We start from the raw sequence: 18987 nt of genomic DNA on the forward strand, positions 1-18987 counted from the left end.
TTGAACCGTACCGGTCTCGATCTGTTGTGCTCCAGACAGTCATTGAGTGCTTTGCCGGATTGATTGAAATGGCGCGTCCAGGTGCTGGGCGCGTTTAAGACTGCTTGGAGGTCGAATTGGACAAGAACATGAAAATCCTCATCGTTGATGACTTCTCAACGATGCGGCGGATCATTAAAAACCTGTTGCGTGACCTTGGGTTCACCAACACCGCCGAAGCCGATGACGGGCTGACCGGGTTGCCGATGCTGCAAAGCGGTAACTTCGATTTTCTGGTTACCGACTGGAACATGCCCGGTATGACCGGCATCGACCTGCTTCGTGCGGTGCGCGCCGATGAAAGGCTCAAGCACCTGCCGGTGCTGATGGTGACCGCCGAAGCCAAGCGCGAGCAAATCATCGAAGCGGCCCAGGCCGGTGTTAACGGCTATGTGGTCAAACCCTTCACAGCCCAGGCGTTGAAAGAAAAAATCGAGAAGATTTTCGAACGCATCGGCTGATGTACTGCGCACGGGGGAGCTATGGAGCATAACGAATCTTCACAGGGCGATTTCGAGTCGACCCTGAAAAAACACGCGGTCGAACTGGTCGACAGCCTTGAAAAAGGCAAGTTTGGCGACGCTGTGCAACTGATCCATGAGCTCAACCAGACCCGTGACCGCGGCCTGTATCAGGAAGTGGGCAAGCTCACCCGCGAGCTGCATAGCGCGATCGTCAATTTCCAGATTGACCCGCACATGCCGCAAGCCGAGGAAGTGTCTCAGATCACGGATGCCACCGAGCGCCTGTCCTATGTGGTCAAGCTGACCGAGGCCGCGGCCAACCGCACCATGGACCTGGTGGAAAACGCCACGCCGCTGATCAACAGCCTGAGCGATGAAGCCCAGGCGCTGAGCACGGATTGGGGACGGTTCATGCGTCGCGAAGTCGGGGCTGAAGAGTTCCGCGAACTGGCCCGGCGGGTCGATGGTTTCCTGACACGCAGCTGTGAGGACAACCGCGTCGTGTCGAGCAACCTCAACGACATTCTGCTGGCCCAGGATTACCAGGACCTCACCGGTCAGGTGATCAAGCGTGTGACCCAATTGGTCACCGAAGTTGAAAGCAACCTGCTCAAGCTCGTACTCATGGCCAGTCACGTAGACCGCTTCGCGGGTATCGAACATGACCGTGAAGCGATGCTGGCTGAAAAAGATCCACAAAAACATCTCTCTCAGGGTGAAGGTCCGCAGATTCATGCCGATAAAAGAGAAGACGTTGTGTCCGGTCAGGACGATGTGGACGATTTGCTATCCAGTCTTGGATTTTAGTTTTTTGGGTTTTTAGACCTGTAGGAGCACCCCCTTAATGAGCTTCGGCGCCGATGAAGAGATCCTTCAGGATTTCCTGGTTGAGGCCGGCGAGATTCTAGAGCAACTGTCCGAGCAGCTGGTCGAGCTGGAAAGCCGACCTGATGATGCGGACTTGCTCAATGCAATTTTTCGCGGTTTTCACACTGTAAAAGGGGGCGCCGGCTTCCTCCAGCTCAACGAGCTGGTGGAGTGCTGTCACATCGCCGAGAACGTGTTCGACATCCTGCGCAAGGGGGAGCGTCGCGTCGACTCGGAACTGATGGACGTGGTTCTCGAAGCGCTGGACGCGGTGAACAGCATGTTCAGCGAAGTCCGCGAACGCAGCCCGATCACGGCTGCCACGCCTGAGTTACTCGCGGCGCTGGCCCGTCTGGCCGAGCCGCAAATGGAAGCCGCACCGGCACCGGTCGCTGAAGTGGTTGAAGCTCCGGTCGCCGAAAGCGAATCGGGCGACATTACCGATAACGAATTCGAACAACTGCTGGACTCGCTGAACGCCGTCAAGGCCCAGGCCGAGGCACCCGTAGCCGCTGCGCAGCCTGTTTCGCAGCCTGCCGCCGATGCAGCAGCCAGTGACGAAATCACCGATGCCGAGTTCGAGTCGTTGCTCGATCAATTGCACGGCAAAGGTCAGTTCGCCGCCGATGCGGTGGCCGCAGCGCCCGCCGCACCGGCTGCTCCGAAAGCCGCCGGCGACAGCTCCGACATCACCGACGACGAGTTCGAAGCACTGCTCGACCAGCTGCACGGCAAAGGCAACTTTGCGGTCGATGCGCTGGAATCGGCAATCGCTTCGGCGCCAGCCCCGGCTGTGCCAACCGCCGCTGCGGCCGGTAGCGATCTGATCTCCGATCACGAATTCGAATCGCTGCTCGACGAATTGCACGGCAAGGGCAAGTTCACTGAAGTGGGCACTGCTTCGGCTGTTGCTGCAGTGTCGGCTCCAGTCGCCAAGGCTGTGGCGCCGGCACCTGTTGCCAAAGCGCCCGAGCCAAAAGCCGAAACACCCAAGCCTGCTGCTGCCGCGGCACCGGCTGCTGCTCGTGCCCCGGCCGCGCCGCCCGCGGAAAAGCCAACCAGCGAAGCCGAGACCACCGTGCGGGTCGACACCGCGCGTCTCGACGAAATCATGAACATGGTCGGCGAGCTGGTACTGGTGCGTAACCGCTTGGTCCGTCTGGGCCTCAACAGCGGCGACGAAGCCATGTCCAAGGCCGTGTCGAACCTCGACGTGGTCACGGCCGACCTGCAAACCGCGGTCATGAAGACCCGGATGCAGCCGATCAAGAAAGTCTTCGGGCGCTTCCCGCGTCTGGTTCGCGACCTGGCTCGCCAGCTCAAGAAAGAGATCAACCTGGAACTGGTCGGCGAAGAAACCGACCTCGACAAGAACCTCGTCGAGGCCCTGGCCGACCCGTTGGTCCACTTGGTGCGCAACTCGGTCGACCACGGTATCGAAGAGCCGGCTGATCGCGAAGCGATGGGCAAGCCTCGCAGCGGCAAAGTGATTCTGTCCGCTGAACAGGAAGGCGACCACATCCTGCTGTCCATCTCCGATGACGGCAAGGGCATGGACGCTGACGTTTTGCGCGGTATCGCCGTGAAAAAAGGTTTGATGGACAAGGATGCGGCGGACCGTCTCAGCGAGTCCGATTGCTTCAACCTGATCTTCGCGCCGGGCTTCTCGACCAAGACCGAGATCTCCGACGTGTCCGGTCGTGGCGTGGGCATGGACGTGGTGAAAACCAAGATCGCCCAGCTCAACGGCACCATCAATATCTACTCGACCAAGGGCAAAGGCTCGAAGATCGTCATCAAGGTCCCGTTGACCCTGGCGATCATGCCGACGCTGATGGTCATGCTCGGCAACCAGGCGTTCGCGTTCCCGCTGGTGAACGTCAACGAGATCTTCCACCTCGACCTGTCGCGCACCAACGTGGTGGACGGCCAGGAAGTGGTGATCGTGCGGGACAAGGCGCTGCCCTTGTTCTACCTCAAGCGCTGGCTGGTCAGCTCCGCCGCTCACGAAGAGCAGCGCGAGGGCCATGTGGTGATCCTTTCGGTGGGCACTCAACGGATCGGCTTCGTCGTCGATCAGTTGGTGGGTCAGGAAGAAGTGGTCATCAAGCCATTGGGCAAAATGCTCCAGGGAACCCCGGGCATGTCCGGTGCCACCATCACCGGTGACGGCCGCATTGCGCTGATTCTCGATGTTCCGAGCATGCTCAAGCGTTACGCCGCACGGCGTATTTGATTCTGGGGGAGCGGGGCGCCAGAGCCTCGCCCCGTCTAACGGAGTGTTTATGGTAGTCAAAGTCCTGGTGGTGGACGATTCGGGGTTTTTCCGCCGCCGCGTCTCGGAAATTCTTGCAGCGGATTCAAATATCCAGGTCGTCGGTACGGCGACCAACGGAAAAGAGGCGATCGATCAGGCCCTGGCCCTCAAGCCAGACGTGATCACCATGGACTACGAGATGCCAATGATGGATGGCATCACGGCGGTGCGGCACATCATGCAGCGCTGCCCAACCCCGGTGTTGATGTTCTCCTCGCTGACCCACGAAGGCGCCCGGGTCACCCTCGATGCGCTGGACGCCGGCGCGGTGGACTTCCTGCCGAAGAATTTCGAAGACATCTCCCGTAACCCGGAGAAGGTCAAACAGCTGCTGTGCGAGAAGATTCTCAGCATCTCGCGCAGTAACCGTCGTGTCAGTGCCTACACACCTCCGGCGCCGGTCGCCGCGCCGGCCCCGACGCCTGCTCCTGCGCCTTCGAGCGTCGGCAGCTATGGCGGCAGCGCACCTGCGCGTCCGGCACCGGCACCGATTCCGGCACGCACCCATGCTGCGGCGCCGTCGTCTCCTGCACCGAAACGCAAAGCCTACAAACTGGTCGCCATCGGTACCTCCACCGGCGGCCCGGTTGCGCTGCAACGGGTGCTGACGCAGTTGCCGGCCAACTTCCCGGCACCCATCGTGTTGATCCAGCACATGCCGGCAGCCTTCACCAAGGCCTTCGCCGAGCGCCTGGACAAGCTGTGCCGCATCAGTGTCAAGGAAGCCGAGGATGGCGACATCCTGCGTCCGGGCCTGGCGCTGCTGGCACCGGGCGGCAAGCAGATGATGATCGACGGCCGTGGCGCGGTGAAAATCCTGCCGGGCGACGAGCGTCTGAACTACAAGCCGTGCGTGGACATTACCTTCGGTTCCGCGGCCAAGTCCTACGGCGACAAAGTTCTGGCGGTGGTACTGACTGGCATGGGCGCCGACGGTCGCGAAGGCGCGCGTCTGCTCAAGCAGGGTGGCAGTGCGATCTGGGCCCAGGATGAAGCCAGTTGTGTGATCTACGGCATGCCAATGGCCATCGTCAAAGCCGAACTCGCGGACGCGGTGTACAGCCTCGACGACATCGGTCGGCACTTGGTTGAGGCTTGCATCTGATGGATGTGCTCAGCCTTATCGGGATCATCATGGCGTTCATCGCCATCATCGGCGGCAACTACCTTGAAGGCGGTCACCTCGGCGCGCTGGCCAACGGCCCGGCGGCGTTGATCGTCCTCGGTGGCACCATCGGTGCCGCGCTGCTGCAATCGCCGATGAGTGCCTTCAAGCGCGCCATCCAGATTCTTGCCTGGATTCTGTTTCCGCCTCGCGTGGACCTGGCCGGCGGCATTGATCGCGTGGTGAACTGGAGCCTGACCGCCCGCAAGGAAGGTTTGCTCGGGCTGGAAGGAGTGGCCGACGCCGAACCCGACAGCTACTCGCGCAAAGGCCTGCAACTGCTGGTCGACGGTGCCGAGCCGGAAGCGATTCGCAGCATTCTGGAAGTGGATTTCTACACCCAGGAAAGCCGCGACATCGAAGCCGCCAAAGTCTTTGAAAGCATGGGCGGCTATGCGCCGACCATCGGTATCATCGGTGCGGTGATGGGCCTGATCCACGTCATGGGCAACCTGGGCGACCCATCGCAATTGGGCAGCGGCATTGCCGTCGCCTTCGTCGCCACCATCTACGGCGTGGCCAGTGCCAACCTGGTGCTGTTGCCGATTGCCGCCAAGCTCAAATCCATCGCGTTACGGCAGTCGCGCTATCGCGAAATGTTGCTGGAAGGGATCCTGTCGATCGCCGAAGGTGAAAACCCTCGCTCTATTGAGTTGAAGCTTCAGGGCTTCATGGATTAAGGGACTAACCTCATGGCACGTCGTCGCCAGCATGAAGAACACGTCAATCACGAACGCTGGCTGGTGTCCTACGCGGACTTCATCACCTTGCTGTTCGCGTTCTTCGTGGTGATGTACTCGATTTCTTCGATCAACGAAGGCAAGTACAAGATCATTTCCGAGGCGTTGATCGGGGTGTTTACCGACACTGACCGCGCCCTCAAGCCAATTCCCATCGGCGAAGAGCGACCGAAGACCGTGACTCCGGCCAAGCCATTGGTCAAGGACAGCGAGCAGATCGACGCCGGCATCGCCCAGGCCGCCAAAGATCCACTCAAAAGCATCGCCGATGACATCAGCGCAGCGTTCGGCGACTTGATCAGTTCCAACCAGATGACCGTGCGCGGCAACGAGTTGTGGGTCGAGATCGAACTCAATTCCAGCCTGTTGTTCGGCAGCGGCGACGCGATGCCCAGCGACATCGCGTTCAACATCATCGACAAGGTCGCTGCGATTCTCCGGCCGTTCGACAACCCGATCCACGTCGAAGGTTTCACCGACGATCAACCGATCCGCACCGCGCAATACCCGACCAACTGGGAACTGTCCTCGGCCCGTTCGGCGAGCATCGTGCGGATGCTGGCGATGCAGGGCGTGAACCCTGGTCGCTTGGCATCGGTGGGTTATGGCGAATTCCAGCCAGTGGCCAACAACGCCACCGCCGAAGGCCGTGCGCGCAACCGTCGGGTGGTGCTGGTGGTGTCACGCAATCTTGATGTACGCCGTAGCCTCACCGGTACCGGAACGGCTCATGCACAACCGGATGCCGCATTGAAGCGGGCTGGCACACAAACTGCACCGACCCCGGTCAAGTCGCCGGGACGCGAGAGTGCCGTCAATTCTCCGTCACCCGCATTAATACGTTGAGCTATTTCTCGGTTGGCCTTTTCGACCGGGAGGAACAATCCGAATGAGAGTCTGGGCAGTTGCCAATCAAAAGGGTGGTGTCGGTAAAACCACTTCCTCCATTGCTTTAGCCGGTTTACTGGCGGAGGCGGGCAAGCGCGTGGTTGTGGTCGATCTCGACCCCCACGGCTCCATGACCAGCTACTTCGGTTACGACCCCGACAGCCTGGAGCACAGCAGCTACGACCTGTTTCTGCACAAGGGCAGCGTGCCGCAAGGCTTGCCCGGTCAGTTGTTGATGCCCACCAGTGACGAACGCATTTCCCTGTTGCCATCGAGCACCGCGCTGGCCACCCTTGAGCGCCAGTCGCCGGGCCAGAGCGGTTTGGGCCTGGTGATCGCCAAGAGTCTGGCGCAGTTGTGGCAAGACTTCGATTACGCCGTGATCGACAGCCCGCCGTTGCTCGGCGTGCTGATGGTCAATGCCTTGGCGGCCAGCCAGCAGTTGGTGATTCCGGTGCAGACCGAGCACTTGGCGGTCAAAGGCCTGGAACGCATGGTCAACACGCTGGCGATGATCAACCGCTCGCGCAAACTGGCGTTGCCGTTCAACATCGTGCCGACCCTGTTCGACCGCCGCACCCAGGCTTCGCTAGGCACTCTGCGCGTGTTGCGCGACAAGTACCCGGAAGAAATCTGGCAAGGCTACATCCCGATCGACACCCGCTTGCGTGACGCGAGCCGGGCAGGGCTGACGCCGTCGCAATTCGATGGCAAGAGTCGTGGTGTTCTCGCCTACCGCGCACTGCTCAAGCACCTGCTAGCGCAGCAACTCGTTCCGCAGGTGGCTTGAGATGAGCCTGATTCCTACGATGGTATTCGCATGACCCGGCCGGTGAAGATCACCTCGCGCCCGCAATTGGCCCTTCAGTCTTATCTGGATGGCTTGCTGCAGGACGCGACCGAAGAGCTGTTGCCTGAAGTCGAGGCGCTGCCCGAGGTTGTCGAGGCTGGAGCTGCCCTGGACGAGTTTCAGGCGGCGGTGCTCGAAGAGCAGGCGCGCGATGCGCAGAAGCCGGCAGTGGTCGCGGCCCCCGTTGTTGCGCCAGTGGCGAAGGCACCGGTGGCCGTGATCGAAGCACCGGCGCCGATTCTGGCGTCCGTGTCGACGATTGCTCCGTTGCTGCAAGCGTTGGTGCCGCCGGTGGTGGAAGTTCATCTGCCGCCGAGCAACACGCCGCCTCCGGTGGAAAATGATGATCGTCCGGCCTGGGCGGCCGAGCCGTTCGAATGCCTGTTGTTCGATGTCGCCGGGTTGACCCTGGCGGTGCCGCTGGTGTGCCTGGGCTCGATTTATTCCCTGGCCGGCCACGAGCTGACGCCGTTGTTCGGTCAGCCGGAATGGTTCCTCGGGATCCTGCCAAGCCAGGCCGGCAACCTGAAGGTGCTGGATACCGCACGCTGGGTCATGCCGGACCGCTACCGCGACGATTTCCGCCAGGGCCTGCAATACGTTATTTCAGTCCAGGGCTATGAGTGGGGGCTGGCGGTGCATCAGGTCAGCCGCTCGTTGCGCCTGGATCCGAATGAAATCAAATGGAGAAGTCACCGGGGGCAGCGGCCATGGCTCGCCGGCACGGTGATTGAACACATGTGCGCCTTGCTCGATGTCGCCGCACTGGCCGAATTGATCGCCAGCGGCGGGGCGAAGCACATGGGCGGCAGTAAGCCGAACCACAAACCGACATAAAAAACACGCATCGGCATTCAAGTGCCGGTGCACTGAATACACACCGCTAGGGCGGTTTTTCGAGGGGTCTGGGTATGAATGACAAGGCGACGGCGGCAAAAGGTTCCGAAGATCCGATCCTGCAATGGGTCACCTTCAAGCTGGACAATGAAACCTACGGCATCAACGTGATGCGCGTTCAGGAAGTCCTGCGCTACACCGAAATCGCTCCGGTACCGGGTGCCCCGAGCTACGTGCTGGGCATTATCAACCTGCGCGGCAACGTGGTCACCGTGATCGACACCCGCCAGCGTTTCGGCCTGGGCACGGTCGACGTCAGCGACAACACCCGCATCGTCATCATCGAAGCCGACAAGCAAGTGGTCGGGATCATGGTCGACAGCGTGGCTGAAGTGGTTTATCTGCGTCAGTCGGAAATCGAGACCGCGCCGAACGTCGGTAACGAAGAGTCCGCCAAGTTCATTCAAGGCGTGTGCAACAAGAACAATGAACTGCTGATCCTGGTCGAGCTGGACAAGATGATGAGCGAAGAAGAATGGTCGGAACTGGAGAGTATCTGATTGATTCTTGAGGTGGCTGTAATTGTCCTGTTCCTCTTGTGGGCAGGCACGCTGGCGATGTTCCTGGCGTACATCCGCGCTCAAAGGCAGCTCGCCGCACAACAGGCTCAGGGCGATGCGCTGCGTGATCAGCGCATCAAGGACCTGGCCAAGCGCGTCGACGACTACCAGAACGGCAATGTGCGCATGGGTGAAGACCTGCACGAACTGCGTGCGGTGGTCGGGCCGTTGCCGGACAAGCTGGCGCAGTTGGAACAGCGTGATCCGTCGAGCCTTTCATTCGCCCAGGCCGCGCGCCTGGTGGGGATGGGGGCCAGCGTCGATGAGCTGACTCAGTCTTGCGGCTTGACCCAGGCTGAGGCGGAGTTGATGAGCAAGTTGCACAGAAACTGAGAAGAGCAAAAGATCGCAGCCTCGTTTCACTCGACAGCTCCTACAGGGCGTACACCATCCCAATGTAGGAGCTGTCGAGTGAAACGAGGCTGCGATCTTTTTACATTCAACAAAGATTCAATAATCATCCCCGCGCTCGGTGACGTCCTTCTCCACCGTCACCGCATGCGGATCATGCCCCGCCGGAAACTTGCCTTTCAGATTCCACGCAAACGCGATGATCTCGGCAATCGTGCGATACAACTCCTCGGGAATACTCTCGCCCAATTCCATCCGCGCCAGCAGTTTCACCAGTTCGGCGTTCTCGTAAATCGGCACTTCGTAGTCACGGGCAATCCGCAGAATTTCTTCAGCCAGTTCCTCGTCACCTTTGGCCGTAAGGGTAGGGGCGTGGCTGCCGTCGTATTTGAGGGCGATGGCCTGGCGCGGTGCGGTGGATTCGTTCATGCGGTTTCGTCGACCCAGCGTTGTTCGAGACGGGTTTGAGGGCCTTGTGGCGGTGTGCCGAGGTGGCAATCCAGATCGCCTACGTTCAGCCCGGAATCCAGCAGGCGCTGGCGCAGCGCGGCCAGATTGCTTTCGATCAGGCTCGCGGTGTAAGGCCGTTCGGCCCACAGCTGACTGGAGAGGCTGCCTTTGATCAGTTGGGCCTGAATCTGCAACGGCCCCAACGGTTCCATGTCGAACGCCAGCTCGACGCGCCATAGCGGTTGCTTGGGTTCGCGTTCATCGCGGCGTTCGCGCGGTTGTTCTTTTTCGGGGGCTTCTTCGCGCTGGAACTTGACCTGCAACGGCACGATGTCCTGCAGGTTGCGCATGGGGATTTCCAGTTGCCAGGTGCTCATCAACCGCCCGTCACTGGTGACGCCAGTCTGCTCAAGGCTCGACAGCTGATGACTTTGCAAACGTGAAACCGCCGCCGCAGCCAGGCGCAGCAGGTGCTCGAGATCATCTTCGCCTTCCGCGCTTTGCAGCAGGCGCTCGGGCAGCGGAAAACTGGTCGGTGACGGCTTGGCGCTGACTTGCCCGAGCATGCCGAGGGCATTGCGCACGAAACTCGGCATCGCCTGGGCCAGGGTGTTGGCGGCGATGATGGCGTTGAGATTGGTGTTGGCCGGCAGGCTCGGCGTCAGCTGGGCGATCAGCTTGAGCAGGTCGCCTTTCATGTCTGGCGCCAGCGTCGGGTTTTGTCCGGTCAGCAATTTGGCTTCGAGGAACAGGCCACTGTTGGCCAGCGCCTGGGCCAGGCCTTTGGGCGTACTCAATTGTTGGACGTCAGGCAGGCCGGCGAGCAATTTGTCCACAGCGGCGCGCAGGTCGCTGGAGGTCTGATCCGACGGCGGCAGGTTTTGCAGGACTTTGATCAAGCCATCCAGAGAACCCTGGCGACTTTGCTGGCTGACCAGTTGTTGCGTCACCGCCAACTGTTCCTGACGGCTACTCAGCGGCACGAATTTGAGTGTCTGGGTGTCCTGCACCAAGGCGCTCAGCAAGGTGCCGATGCGCAGCGGCGTCGGGCTGTCGATGCTCAGCGTGCTGCCGCTCAGCGCGGTATTGAGCAGGCTCACCATCGAGCGAAACACCGTCGGCTGGCCCGGCACCTGCGGCATCACCTGAGAAGTCAGCACTTTGCCTTGCAGCAGGGTGCCGACCGGCAGTTGCGCAGTGTCGATACGGGTGAGGGTGGCGACGCTGGAGGCGATGGCCTGTTGCACCGTGACTGCCAGATTGCCCGCCGACGGCTGGGTGATCGACAGGCTGGTACCCTGGGGCAACGGCTGAGTGCTGGTGGCCTGGACCGTGGTCTGGCGGCCGCTGTCGAGAGTGACCTTGAGCAACAGTTGAAAGGTCTGATCCGCCTGCTTGAGCGACAGCACTTCAGCCTTGGCGGTCTGACCGGCGGTGATCAGGCCCTCCATCGGCGTCAGCAGCTTGAGCAACTCGCCGCTGATCACCAAAGGGCGCGAAGTCGCCGGGGTGGTTGGCGGGAGCGGGAGGATGTTCATTTCGCCTGTCATACGCGGACACAACCTGAGGAAATTGCACTCTTGAGAGTAGGGAACGCCATGTATAATGCCGCCCGTCTTTCGCTGAGTGGCGAAAACATTGCAATTGATTGACGCAGCTCTCTAGAACAAGCCGTCATAGCATCTATGCTGCATCTCTTTAACGGCCGCGCCAGAGCCGACTTGAACCGCATAAGGCCCGTGAACCCTTGACCAGTCCTGTCCTGCAAACCGTTGCCCTTGCCTGTGAGCGAGACCTTCGGCTGCTTTTCGAAAATCTCGAATTGCGACTGGCCAGTGGCGAAATGTTACAGATCAGCGGCCCCAACGGCAGTGGCAAGACCAGCCTGTTACGTCTGCTTTGCGGCTTGATGCACCCGACCGCCGGTCAAGTGTTGCTCAACGGCCAGCCACTGAACGAACAACGCAGCGAACTGGCGCGCAACCTGCTGTGGATCGGCCATGCCGCCGGGATCAAGGACCTGCTGACCCCCGAAGAAAACCTCAGCTGGCTCTGCGCCTTGCATCAACCGGCCTCCCATGAGGCGATCTGGCAAGCGCTGGCGGCGGTGGGGCTGCGCGGTTTCGAGGATGTTCCCTGTCACACCCTGTCTGCCGGCCAGCAACGTCGTGTGGCGTTGGCGCGGTTGTACCTGGACAGCCCGCCGCTGTGGATCCTTGACGAGCCGTTCACCGCGCTCGATAAACAAGGCGTTGCGCAACTCGAAGAACACCTGGCCGCGCACTGCGAGCGCGGCGGCATGGTGGTGCTGACCACTCACCACACGCTGAGCCGGATGCCGGCCGGCTATCGCGAGATTGATTTGGGGAATTGGGCCGTATGAGTGTTTTCGGCCTGTTGGTCGCCCGTGAGGCTCGTTTGCTGTTCCGCCGTCCCGCCGAATTGGCGAACCCGTTGGTATTTTTCGCCATCGTTGTTTCCTTGTTCCCGCTGGCGGTCGGTCCCGAGACTCAATTGTTGCAAACGTTGTCTCCGGGGCTGGTCTGGGTGGCGGCGCTTTTATCGGTTTTACTCTCGCTGGACGGGCTCTTCCGCAGTGATTTCGAAGATGGATCCCTTGAACAGTGGGTCCTTTCGTCGCACCCCTTGCCTCTTCTGGTGTTGGCCAAGGTGCTGGCACACTGGGCCTTTTCCGGCCTGGCACTGGTTTTGCTCGCGCCGTTGCTGGCGCTGATGCTCGGTTTGCCTGCCGCTTGTCTGCCGGTGTTGCTGCTTTCTTTATTGCTCGGTACACCGGTGTTGAGCCTGCTCGGTGCGGTGGGCGCGGCGCTGACGGTAGGATTGAAGCGTGGTGGCCTGTTGCTAGCACTGCTGATTCTGCCGCTGTATATCCCGGTGTTGATTCTCGGCAGTGGCGCCTTGCAGGCGGCATTGCAGGGCATGCCGGCGACCGGTTATCTCTTGTGGCTTGGTAGCCTGACCGCCCTGGCGATAACCCTGACACCTTTTGCAATAGCTGCTGGCCTGAAAATCAGTGTCGGCGAATAATGAGGTCTGGTTAAAATTTAACCAGTAAAGACCCTTTGGCTGTTTCGTGATAACGAACAGCAACCGTGATGGAAACAGCAATGAACTGGACCTGGTTTCATAAGCTCGGCTCGCCCAAATGGTTTTACGGCATCAGTGGCAAATTGCTGCCCTGGCTGAGCGTCGCGGCGTTGCTGCTGATTAGCGTCGGCGTGGTCTGGGGCCTGGCCTTCGCACCGCCGGACTACCAGCAAGGCAACAGCTTTCGAATCATCTATATCCACGTTCCTGCCGCCATGCTGGCGCAGTCGATCTATGTGATGCTGGCCGTGTGCGGCATTGTCGGGCTGGTGTGGAAAATGAAACTGGCCGACGTCGCCCTGCAATGCGCCGCCCCGATCGGTGCCTGGATGACCGCCGTGGCGCTGGTTACCGGGGCGATCTGGGGCAAACCGACCTGGGGTTCGTGGTGGGTCTGGGATGCGCGACTTACGTCCATGTTGATTTTGCTGTTTCTGTACTTCGGTCTTATTGCGCTGGGCAACGCCATCAGCAATCGTGACAGCGCGGCCAAGGCCTGCGCGGTGCTGGCGATTGTCGGCGTGATCAACATCCCGATCATCAAATACTCGGTGGAGTGGTGGAACACCCTGCACCAGGGCGCAACGTTCACCCTCACCGAAAAACCGGCGATGCCCGCCGAGATGTGGCTGCCACTGCTGCTGACGGTGCTGGGGTTCTACTGTTTCTTCGGCGCGGTGCTGTTGCTGCGCATGCGCCTTGAAGTGCTCAAGCGCGAAGCCCGGGCGAGCTGGGTGAAATCCGAAGTGCAGAACAGTCTGGAGGCCGCTCGATGAGTTTCGCTTCATTCGGCGACTTTCTCGCCATGGGCCATCATGGCCTGTATGTCTGGTCAGCCTATGGCATTTGCCTGGCGGTGCTGGCCCTCAACGTGGCGGCGCCGATCCTGGCCCGCAAGCGGTATCTGCAACAAGAGGCGCGTCGTTTGCGCCGGGAGAACGGCCAGTGAATCCGCTGCGTAAAAAGCGTCTTGTCATCATTCTCGCGATCCTGGTCGGTGTCGGCGCTGCCGTCGGCCTGGCCCTGAGCGCCCTGCAGCAGAACATCAATCTGTTTTACACCCCGACCCAGATCGCCAACGGCGAAGCGCCGCAAGACACGCGTATCCGCGCGGGCGGCATGGTCGAAAAAGGCTCGCTGCAACGCTCCGGCGATTCCCTGGACGTGAAATTCATCGTCACCGACTTCAACAAATCCGTGACCATCAGCTATCGCGGCATCCTTCCGGACCTGTTCCGCGAAGGGCAGGGCATCGTTGCCCTCGGCAAGCTCAACGCTGATGGCGTGGTGGTGGCCGACGAAGTGCTGGCCAAGCACGACGAGAAGTACATGCCGCCGGAAGTGACCAAGGCGTTGAAAGACAGTGGCCAGTCGGCACCTACGCCAGCCAAGGAGGGCTAACTGATGACTTCCGCACTTTACAGCTCGGGGCTGTTCATCCCCGAACTCGGCCATCTGGCCATGATCCTGGCGTTGTGTTTTGCGTTGGTGCAGGCCGTGGTGCCGTTGCTCGGTGCCTGGCGCGGCGACCGTTTGTGGATGAGCCTGGCCCAGCCGGCCGCGTGGGGGCAGTTCGCGTTTTTGCTGTTCGCCTTCGGTTGCCTGACTTATGCGTTCATGGCGGACGACTTCTCTGTCGCCTACGTGGCCAGCAACTCCAACAGCGCGCTGCCGTGGTACTACAAGTTCAGCGCCGTGTGGGGCGCTCACGAAGGTTCGTTGCTGCTGTGGGCGTTGATTCTCGGCGGCTGGACCTTCGCGGTGTCGGTGTTCTCCCGACAGTTGCCGCAAGTGATGCTGGCCCGGGTGCTGGCGGTGATGGGCATGATCAGCACCGGCTTCCTGCTGTTCCTGATCCTGACGTCCAACCCTTTCGCCCGGATCCTGCCGCAGATGCCGGCGGACGGGCGCGATCTTAATCCTCTGCTGCAAGACATCGGCCTGATCGTTCACCCGCCGATGCTGTACATGGGTTACGTCGGCTTCTCCGTGGCCTTCGCCTTCGCCATCGCCGCGCTGCTGGGCGGTCGTCTCGATGCGGCGTGGGCACGCTGGTCCCGTCCGTGGACCATCGTCGCCTGGGCCTTTCTTGGTATCGGTATCACGTTGGGTTCCTGGTGGGCCTACTACGAACTCGGCTGGGGCGGCTGGTGGTTCTGGGATCCGGTGGAAAACGCGTCCTTCATGCCTTGGCTGGTGGGCACGGCACTGATTCACTCGTTGGCGGTCACGGAAAAACGTGGCGTGTTCAAGAGCTGGACCGTGCTGTTGGCCATTGCCGCGTTCTCGTTGAGCTTGCTGGGGACCTTCCTGGTACGTTCCGGCGTGCTGACCTCGGTTCACGCCTTTGCGTCCGACCCTGAGCGCGGCGTGTTCATCCTGATTTTCCTGCTGTTTGTGGTCGGCGGTTCGCTGACGCTGTTCGCCCTGCGCGCCCCGGTGGTCAAGAGCCATGTGGGCTTTAACCTCTGGTCTCGGGAAACCCTGCTGCTGGGTAACAATCTGGTGCTGGTGGTGGCTGCTTCGATGATCCTGCTGGGCACCTTGTATCCGCTGATCCTTGATGCGATGACCGGTGCCAAACTGTCGGTCGGCCCGCCGTATTTCAACGCGCTGTTCATTCCGTTGATGGCGATCCTGATGGTGGTGATGGCGGTCGGCATGCTGGTGCGCTGGAAAGACACCCCGGTCAAATGGCTGATGAGCATGCTGACCCCGGTGTTGCTTGGCAGCGCCGCGTTGGCTGTCGTGGCGGGTGTCGCCTACGGCGATTTCAACTGGGCGGTGCTGGCGACCTTCATGCTGGCTGCCTGGGTGTTGCTGGCCGGTGTGCGGGACATTTTCGACAAGACTCGCCACAAAGGCCTGATCAAAGGTCTGCCGACCCTGACCCGCAGCTATTGGGGCATGCAACTTGCGCATTTGGGCATCGCCGTGTGCGCGTTGGGTGTCGTGTTGTCGAGCCAGAACAGTGCCGAGCGCGATCTGCGCCTGGCACCGGGTGAGTCCATGAGCCTGGCCGGTTATCAGTTTGTGTTCGAAGGCGCCAAGCACTTCGAAGGCCCGAACTTCACCTCCGACAAGGGCACCGTACGGGTGATCCGCGATGGTAAGGAAGTCAGCGTGCTGCACCCGGAAAAACGCCTGTACACCGTGCAGAACTCGGTGATGACCGAGGCCGGGATCGACGCCGGTTTTACCCGTGATCTGTACGTCGCACTGGGCGAGCCGTTGGGCGAGGGCGCCTGGGCGGTTCGGGTGCACGTCAAACCGTTCGTGCGCTGGATCTGGTTCGGTGGGCTGCTCACAGGTGTAGGCGGGTTGCTGGCGGCGCTGGATCGCCGTTATCGGGTCAAGGTAAAAAGCCGCGTGCGTGAAGCGCTCGGCATGACGGGAGCCACTGCATGAGACGTTGGTTGATGCTGTTGCCGCTGGCGATTTTTCTGGTGGTTGCTGTTTTTCTGTATCGGGGGCTGTACCTGAACCCGGCCGAGTTGCCCTCGGCGATGATCGACAAGCCGTTCCCGGAGTTTTCCCTGCCCTCGGTGCAGGGCGACAAAACCCTGACCAAAGCGGACATTCTGGGTAAACCGGCACTGGTCAATGTGTGGGGCACCTGGTGCATTTCCTGCCGGGTCGAGCACCCGGTACTGAACAAACTGGCCGAGAAGGGCGTGGTGATCTACGGCATCAACTACAAGGACACCAATGCAGACGCCTTGAAGTGGCTGACCGAGTTCCACAACCCCTATCAACTGGACGTCCGTGACGATGCAGGTACCCTGGGCCTGAACCTCGGCGTGTACGGCGCCCCGGAAACCTTTTTCATCGACGCGAAGGGCATCATCCGCGATAAATTCGTCGGGGTGATCGACGAACAAGTCTGGCGTGAAAAACTGGCGGCCAAGTATCAGGCGCTGGTCGACGAGGCTAAGCCATGAAGCGCTGGATTGCCGCCGCCGTTCTGGGGTTGAGCATGGCTGGCGTGGCCCACGCCGCCATCGATACCTATGAGTTCGCCAAAGAAGGCGATCGCGAGCGTTTTCGCGAGCTGACCAAAGAGCTGCGTTGCCCCAAGTGCCAGAATCAGGACATTGCCGATTCCAACGCACCGATCGCCGCCGACCTGCGCAAAGAGATTTTCCGCATGCTCGGCGAGGGCAAGGACAATCAGCAGATCATCGACTTCATGGTCGACCGCTATGGTGATTTCGTCCGTTATAAACCTGCTCTGAATGCCAAGACCGCATTGCTCTGGTTCGGCCCGGCCGGCCTGCTGCTGGGCGGTTTTGTGATCATCGCCGTGATCGTCCGCCGTCGTCGCGTGCAACGCGCTGACAGCCCGGACACGCTTTCTTTTGATGAGCGCGAGCGCCTCGACCACCTGTTGGATAAAACCAAGCATGATTGATTTCTGGCTCGCTGCAGGCCTGCTGCTTCTGGTAGCCCTGAGTTTTTTGCTGATCCCCGTTCTGCGCGGTCGTCGCGCCCAGCTTGAAGAGGATCGTACGGCGCTTAACGTCGCGCTGTATCAGGAGCGCGTGGCTGAGTTGCAGACTCAGCAGGAAGAAGGCGTACTCAACGCCGAACAAATGAATGCCGGTCGCGCCGAAGCCGCCCGTGAACTGCTTGCCGACACCGAAGGCGTCGAGGCACCGCGAGTGTCGCGCCTGGGCAAGCCATTGCCGTTGCTGGCGGCAATTCTGGTGCCTGTGCTGGGCCTTGGGCTGTATCTGCATTTTGGTGCCAGCGACAAAGTCGAGCTGACCCGCGAGTTCGCCCAGGCGCCGCAGTCGATGGAAGACATGACCCGTCGCCTGGAGCGTGCGGTTGCGGCCCAACCGGATTCGGCCGAAGGCCTGTACTTCCTCGGCCGCACTTACATGGCTCAGGACCGCCCTGGCGATGCGGCGAAGATCTTCGAGCGTACCGTGAACCTGGCCGGTCGCCAGCCGGAACTGCTCGGGCAGTGGGCTCAGGCCCAATACTTCGCCGATGGCAAGAAGTGGTCGGACAAGGTCCAGGCCCTGACTGACGAAGCACTGAAAGCCGATCCGAAGGAGGTCACCAGCCTCGGTCTGCTGGGCATCGCGGCCTTCGAAGGCGAGCGTTACCAGGAAGCCATCGACTACTGGAATCGTCTGTTGGTGCAACTGCCGCCGGATGACCAGTCCCGTGTCGCGCTGCAAGGCGGCATCGCCAAGGCCGCCGAGAAGCTTGAAGCCAGCGGTGGCAAGGTGGCTCAGGTTCAGGCTCCGGCAGTGAAGGTTGCAGCGCTGCTCAAGGTGCGTGTCGATCTGGCGCCCGACTTGAAAGCCAGGGTCCAGCCCGGCGACAGCGTGTTCATCTTCGCCCGCGCCATTTCCGGCCCACCCGCGCCGCTGGCCGCCAAGCGTCTGACCGTTGCCGACCTGCCAGCGACCGTCGAGCTGGGCGATGCCGATGCAATGATGCCCCAGTTGAAACTGTCGAACTTCCCCGAAGTCCAACTGGTTGCGCGCATCTCCCGCGCCGGCCAACCGACTGCCGGCGAATGGATCGGTCGTAGCCAACCTTTGGCCACCAGCACCAGCGCGCCACAAAAACTGACCATCGACAGCCCGGATAAATAACAGGAAACGCCACCATGACCGCCTTCGCTCGTATCACTCTCCTCAGCATGATGGTTTTGGGGCTAAGCGCGTGTGCGGTCCAGGAGTACGAACCGGAACGGTTGCCGCCAATCCCGCCCTCGCAGCCGAGCACCAAACCGACCACACCGAGCAAACCATCGAAGCCGGTGCCACGCACCTCCGCCAGCTTCGCCCCGCCACCGGGGGGCAACAGCCATTGGGATGCGAAACTCGGTGTTTACGTCCTCGACAATCAAACCAACACCTTCTACCGCCAGCGCACCTACTACCGCTGGGACAACGGCTGGAGCCGCTCGATCAGCCCTAACGGGCCGTGGGAAGAGACGGATATCCACGGTGTGCCGGGTGGGCTGGGCAGACAATTCGGGCAGTGAATGGAAACGGCGATCTTGGGATCGCCGTTTTGCTTTCTGAGATTTGAAAAGATCGCAGGCTTCGCCAGCTCCTACAGAATCGCGTACGACGATGATCGCGCGTGTACGCGGTTAATGTAGGAGCTGGCGAAGCCTGCGATCTTTTGATCTTGATTGAATGCTGCCTCAGACCTTCTCACCAACAACCCCTGCACATGGCCAACCCGATCAAATCAACACCCTGTAAAACAACCGAGCGTCGCGATCCGGATTTTTGTGCTTGAGTAAAGGTAACCCTAGGGTTA

At 60.8% G+C, this 18987-nt stretch carries 22 protein-coding genes; 20 read left to right on the plus strand and 2 right to left on the minus strand.

What is annotated here, in order from left to right:
* The first annotated feature begins 128 nt into the window (after positions 1 to 128).
* The 10 genes from ACCC96_RS15335 (at position 129) to ACCC96_RS15380 (ending at position 9120) form a co-directional block, all read left to right on the plus strand.
* The gene (locus ACCC96_RS15335) at positions 129 to 500 is read left to right on the plus strand and encodes a chemotaxis response regulator CheY (protein WP_167331167.1); all 372 of its coding nucleotides are present in this window, start codon (positions 129 to 131) and stop codon (positions 498 to 500) included.
* Between the two features lie 21 nt (positions 501 to 521).
* Positions 522 to 1310 (plus strand): protein phosphatase CheZ, encoded by a 789-nt coding sequence (locus ACCC96_RS15340; protein WP_413696229.1) that lies wholly within the window; start codon positions 522 to 524, stop codon positions 1308 to 1310.
* Positions 1311 to 1347: 37 nt separating this feature from the next.
* On the plus strand, positions 1348 to 3606 hold the full coding sequence (locus tag ACCC96_RS15345; protein ID WP_413696230.1) for a chemotaxis protein CheA: 2259 nt from the start codon (positions 1348 to 1350) through the stop codon (positions 3604 to 3606).
* A gap of 49 nt (positions 3607 to 3655) precedes the next feature.
* Entirely contained in the window at positions 3656 to 4792 is a 1137-nt protein-coding gene (locus tag ACCC96_RS15350) for a protein-glutamate methylesterase/protein-glutamine glutaminase (protein WP_019648115.1), read from the plus strand.
* Positions 4792 to 5532: a flagellar motor protein gene (locus ACCC96_RS15355; RefSeq protein WP_019648116.1), complete on the plus strand. Its 741-nt coding sequence runs from the start codon at positions 4792 to 4794 to the stop codon at positions 5530 to 5532. The genes ACCC96_RS15350 and ACCC96_RS15355 overlap by 1 nt, the downstream gene beginning before the upstream one ends.
* 12 nt (positions 5533 to 5544) lie before the next feature.
* Positions 5545 to 6438 carry a flagellar motor protein MotD gene (gene motD / locus ACCC96_RS15360; RefSeq protein WP_019648117.1) on the plus strand — a complete coding sequence of 298 codons (894 nt, stop codon included), beginning with the start codon at positions 5545 to 5547 and terminating at the stop codon, positions 6436 to 6438.
* A 43-nt stretch (positions 6439 to 6481) separates the two neighbouring features.
* The gene (locus tag ACCC96_RS15365; protein WP_007938661.1) at positions 6482 to 7270 is read left to right on the plus strand and encodes a ParA family protein; all 789 of its coding nucleotides are present in this window, start codon (positions 6482 to 6484) and stop codon (positions 7268 to 7270) included.
* 30 nt (positions 7271 to 7300) lie between these two features.
* Entirely contained in the window at positions 7301 to 8167 is an 867-nt protein-coding gene (locus ACCC96_RS15370; protein WP_258670530.1) for a CheW domain-containing protein, read from the plus strand.
* Positions 8168 to 8241: 74 nt separating this feature from the next.
* Entirely contained in the window at positions 8242 to 8727 is a 486-nt protein-coding gene (locus tag ACCC96_RS15375) for a chemotaxis protein CheW (RefSeq protein WP_007938663.1), read from the plus strand.
* A complete protein-coding gene (locus tag ACCC96_RS15380) occupies positions 8728 to 9120 on the plus strand; it encodes a DUF2802 domain-containing protein (RefSeq protein ID WP_413696231.1) in 393 nt (130 codons plus the stop codon).
* Positions 9121 to 9237: 117 nt separating this feature from the next.
* Here ACCC96_RS15380 and ACCC96_RS15385 read toward each other — a convergent pair whose 3' ends face one another.
* On the minus strand, positions 9238 to 9567 hold the full coding sequence (locus tag ACCC96_RS15385) for an EscU/YscU/HrcU family type III secretion system export apparatus switch protein (protein ID WP_018925069.1): 330 nt from the start codon (positions 9565 to 9567) through the stop codon (positions 9238 to 9240).
* A complete protein-coding gene (locus ACCC96_RS15390) occupies positions 9564 to 11138 on the minus strand; it encodes a flagellar hook-length control protein FliK (RefSeq protein WP_413696232.1) in 1575 nt (524 codons plus the stop codon). Before ACCC96_RS15390 ends, ACCC96_RS15385 begins: the two co-directional genes overlap by 4 nt.
* Before the next feature lie 197 nt (positions 11139 to 11335).
* Between ACCC96_RS15390 and ccmA the strand changes: the two genes are divergently transcribed.
* From ccmA to ACCC96_RS15440, 10 genes are all read left to right on the plus strand, one after another.
* Positions 11336 to 11971: a cytochrome c biogenesis heme-transporting ATPase CcmA gene (gene ccmA / locus ACCC96_RS15395; protein WP_413696233.1), complete on the plus strand. Its 636-nt coding sequence runs from the start codon at positions 11336 to 11338 to the stop codon at positions 11969 to 11971.
* A complete protein-coding gene (gene ccmB / locus ACCC96_RS15400; RefSeq protein WP_105339828.1) occupies positions 11968 to 12636 on the plus strand; it encodes a heme exporter protein CcmB in 669 nt (222 codons plus the stop codon). Before ccmA ends, ccmB begins: the two co-directional genes overlap by 4 nt.
* 80 nt (positions 12637 to 12716) lie before the next feature.
* Positions 12717 to 13472, plus strand: a complete 756-nt coding sequence (locus ACCC96_RS15405; RefSeq protein ID WP_413696234.1) for a heme ABC transporter permease — start codon at positions 12717 to 12719, stop codon at positions 13470 to 13472.
* Positions 13469 to 13645 (plus strand): heme exporter protein CcmD, encoded by a 177-nt coding sequence (gene ccmD / locus ACCC96_RS15410; protein ID WP_007939192.1) that lies wholly within the window; start codon positions 13469 to 13471, stop codon positions 13643 to 13645. The genes ACCC96_RS15405 and ccmD overlap by 4 nt, the downstream gene beginning before the upstream one ends.
* Positions 13642 to 14097, plus strand: a complete 456-nt coding sequence (gene ccmE / locus ACCC96_RS15415) for a cytochrome c maturation protein CcmE (RefSeq protein ID WP_007939191.1) — start codon at positions 13642 to 13644, stop codon at positions 14095 to 14097. Before ccmD ends, ccmE begins: the two co-directional genes overlap by 4 nt.
* 3 nt (positions 14098 to 14100) lie before the next feature.
* On the plus strand, positions 14101 to 16104 hold the full coding sequence (locus ACCC96_RS15420) for a heme lyase CcmF/NrfE family subunit (protein WP_413696235.1): 2004 nt from the start codon (positions 14101 to 14103) through the stop codon (positions 16102 to 16104).
* Positions 16101 to 16637 (plus strand): DsbE family thiol:disulfide interchange protein, encoded by a 537-nt coding sequence (locus ACCC96_RS15425; protein ID WP_258670519.1) that lies wholly within the window; start codon positions 16101 to 16103, stop codon positions 16635 to 16637. Before ACCC96_RS15420 ends, ACCC96_RS15425 begins: the two co-directional genes overlap by 4 nt.
* Positions 16634 to 17107, plus strand: coding sequence for a cytochrome c-type biogenesis protein (locus ACCC96_RS15430; RefSeq protein WP_018925074.1), 474 nt, complete (start codon positions 16634 to 16636; stop codon positions 17105 to 17107). Before ACCC96_RS15425 ends, ACCC96_RS15430 begins: the two co-directional genes overlap by 4 nt.
* Positions 17100 to 18308 (plus strand): c-type cytochrome biogenesis protein CcmI, encoded by a 1209-nt coding sequence (gene ccmI, locus ACCC96_RS15435; protein WP_258670516.1) that lies wholly within the window; start codon positions 17100 to 17102, stop codon positions 18306 to 18308. Before ACCC96_RS15430 ends, ccmI begins: the two co-directional genes overlap by 8 nt.
* A gap of 14 nt (positions 18309 to 18322) precedes the next feature.
* Positions 18323 to 18703, plus strand: coding sequence for a hypothetical protein (locus ACCC96_RS15440; RefSeq protein WP_258670514.1), 381 nt, complete (start codon positions 18323 to 18325; stop codon positions 18701 to 18703).
* The last annotated feature ends 284 nt before the right edge of the window (positions 18704 to 18987 follow it).

The sequence above is a fragment of the Pseudomonas sp. Pseusp11 genome (assembly GCF_047304405.1).
In the GTDB taxonomy this organism is placed as follows: Bacteria; Pseudomonadota; Gammaproteobacteria; order Pseudomonadales; family Pseudomonadaceae; genus Aquipseudomonas.